Origin of the sequence: Mesorhizobium sp. M7A.F.Ca.CA.002.05.1.1 (assembly GCF_003998335.1) — a bacterium.
Lineage (GTDB): Bacteria > Pseudomonadota > Alphaproteobacteria > Rhizobiales > Rhizobiaceae > Mesorhizobium.
Genome location: NZ_RZQI01001304.1, coordinates 1 through 1,146 on the forward strand (window position 1 = coordinate 1; position 1,146 = coordinate 1,146).

Annotated in this window: 3 protein-coding genes; all 3 read right to left on the reverse strand. The window is 64.3% G+C overall.

What is annotated here, in order from left to right:
- A partial coding sequence (locus tag EN939_RS35080; protein WP_127271927.1) for a nitrilase-related carbon-nitrogen hydrolase occupies positions 1–573 on the reverse strand: 573 nt, incomplete at its 3' end.
- Positions 574–583: 10 nt separating this feature from the next.
- A complete protein-coding gene (gene grxC / locus EN939_RS35085; RefSeq protein WP_127271365.1) occupies positions 584–853 on the reverse strand; it encodes a glutaredoxin 3 in 270 nt (89 codons plus the stop codon).
- A 27-nt stretch (positions 854–880) separates the two neighbouring features.
- Positions 881–1,146: ComF family protein (locus EN939_RS35090; protein ID WP_164751557.1), on the reverse strand; the 266-nt coding region annotated here is incomplete at its 5' end.

Below are 1,146 nucleotides of genomic sequence, written 5' to 3' on the forward strand. Positions count from 1 at the left end.
CCAGTGGGCAAGGCCGGTCTGGCGCGTGAAGGCGGCCGGAACGGTCAGGATTTCGGCGCCGGCAAGCGCTTCGGCGCGGAACAGCTGCGGGAAGCGCAGGTCATAGCAGATGGCAAAGCCGATTTTTGCGAGCGCGGTGTCGGCGACGACGGCCTCGGTGCCCGGTTCGTAGGCAGCGGATTCACGCCAGCTCTCACCATTGTCGAGGTCGACATCGAACATGTGGATCTTGTCGTAGGTGGCGAGCGCAGCACCATCCGGGCCAAACAGCAGCGCCCGGTTGGCGAGCTTGCCGTCGGCCCGCAGGATGGCGGTCGAGCCGATATGCAGGAAGACGCCGAGTTCCCTGGCCAATCTGCGCGCGGTCGAAACGACGATGTCCTTGTCTTCGGACGTAAACGAGGCGGCGCGAGCTTCCTTGTCGCGGATCAGCGCGCCGGTCATTTCCGGCGTCTGGATATAGGTGGCACCTAGGCTGGCTGCTTCGCGCACCAGCCGTTCGAGATCCACGGCGTTGCGCTCGGGACTCTCGCCTGAACGCATCTGGATCGCAGCGGCTTTGAAAACACCCATCGTCATTCCCTCAATTCGTCGCGCCGTTGGCGAGCAGTTTGTCCAGCCGGCCTTCGGCCTCTAGCTCGTGGAGGTCGTCACAGCCGCCGACATGCGTATCGCCGATGAAAATCTGCGGAAAGGTCGTGCGGCCATGCGCCCGGGAGATCATCTCCTGGCGCAGTTCCGGCGAGAAGGAGGCATCGTGCTCGGTAAAGGCGACGCCCTTGCGCTCGAGCAGCCGCTTGGCTGCCGTGCAATAGCCGCACATCATGCGGGTGTAGATCGTGACATCGGCCATGACGAATTTCCGCTGTTCGTTGCCGACTTATATAGTCGCGGACTCGTCCGCCCGGAAGTCCCCCGGCAACACACGCGCAAAGGTCAGCACGTCGACGGCGGCCGCACCGCCCCTTTTCAGCGCCTTGGTGGCGGAACGCACCGTGGCGCCGGTGGTGTAGACATCGTCGATCAAAAGCACCCTGCGGCCGGCGATCTCGATTTCCGCCTCGGCGGGTACCCGAAAGGCAGCCCGCACATTTTCCTCGCGTTCCCCGCGCTCCAGCCCGACCTGCTGGCGGGTGAGTTTCTCGC